Origin of the sequence: Pseudomonas duriflava (assembly GCF_007830155.1) — a bacterium.
In the GTDB taxonomy this organism is placed as follows: Bacteria; Pseudomonadota; Gammaproteobacteria; order Pseudomonadales; family Pseudomonadaceae; genus Chryseomonas; species Chryseomonas duriflava.
The window spans coordinates 1-1,147 of record NZ_VLKY01000061.1; the positions used below are offsets into that span (position 1 = coordinate 1).

Annotated in this window: 1 protein-coding gene and 2 pseudogenes; 2 read left to right on the forward strand and 1 reads right to left on the reverse strand. The window is 43.4% G+C overall.

Annotation, left to right across the window (positions count from 1 at the left end; genetic code table 11):
• Positions 1 to 8: 8 nt before the first annotated feature.
• A complete protein-coding gene (locus IQ22_RS23065; protein WP_280177111.1) occupies positions 9 to 401 on the reverse strand; it encodes a transcriptional regulator in 393 nt (130 codons plus the stop codon).
• Between the two features lie 390 nt (positions 402 to 791).
• Between IQ22_RS23065 and trfA the strand changes: the two are divergent.
• Together trfA and IQ22_RS23795 are read left to right on the forward strand one after the other, a co-directional pair.
• A pseudogene (trfA, locus tag IQ22_RS24275) lies at positions 792 to 1,037 on the forward strand (plasmid replication initiator TrfA); the annotation flags it as partial.
• A 20-nt stretch (positions 1,038 to 1,057) separates the two neighbouring features.
• A pseudogene (locus tag IQ22_RS23795) lies at positions 1,058 to 1,147 on the forward strand (IS5/IS1182 family transposase); the annotation flags it as partial.

The window sequence follows — 1,147 nt, forward strand, 5'->3', positions numbered from 1 at the left end:
ACTAGCTATCACGAACGGTCTTTAGCGTTGAGCTTTTTACGGGCATTCTCTTCCCATTTTCGAACTATGAACGCTTTTGACTCAGGCAATACAGCACAGATTCTAACATAGCCATTTGGAAGACTCTGCTCGAATTTATGACCAGCTATCGCGTCTAATGATTCTTTGTCTAAATCATTGGATTCTAAAAGAGTTGGCAATGGTGTAGCAACAGCATTAGCTATCCGTTCAAGAAGCTTCAGGCTTGGATTGCTTTCCTTTCCAGTGGTCAGGTCAGACAAATAGCTAACAGACATATCGGCCAAGTTAGCTAACTCAGACTTGGACATACTGCGCTCATCTAAGATTCTCAGGACATTAGTTATAAAAATAATGTTATACACAATGCTAGGGCCTTTCATAATTTAGCCGCTAAAGGTTGACGCCCTTAAAGTGTTTAGCTAAACTATACTTAAGTTTGGCTGCTCAGCTACATCCGCTGTGAATGAGCCAGTTAATTTCGTAATCTTACACATTACGGATTAAATTAGCCTACAAAAGCCAGCCATTAGCCCCATATTGCGGCGATTTTTAGGACGGCATAGATGGATATCAAAAAATATCAAGAGGAAAAATATCAAAGCCTCATCGCAAAAGGTTTTACTGATACAGATGAAAGACGCATTGCTGAAGCTTCAGTTCCTCCTAAAGTACACAGCATGGTTAATCCTGCAAGTGTCGTACAAAGCGTTGCTGCTTCAAAAGTAGCAAAACTTTCAGTCGCGGCTGTTAGTGCGAAGAGAGAGCAGAAAATGCCTATTACTTCTGAATCACCGCAACCCGTTAAAGCATCTACTAAAAAAGATATCCAGCAAGTAAAGCCCAGCAGAGCTAAAGCTAGCCGCCCGATTATAAAAGTAGAACAACTAACTTCTGAAGACCATAAGGATCTGACGCTGTTTGACGTTGCTCCTTGGGATGATGATCAGCGTGCAATGCCGAACGATATTCTTCGTTCATCCCTTTTTAATGCGCGTAATCATACTGTTCCGAGAGGCATGTATCAGCAAGAGCCTAGCCCCCAGGGGGCCTATGCACCGGCCCAAACCCGACAGATCGAGGCAAACTTGGCAGCAAGCGGCACCTGATTACCGACCGTAACGGTGTG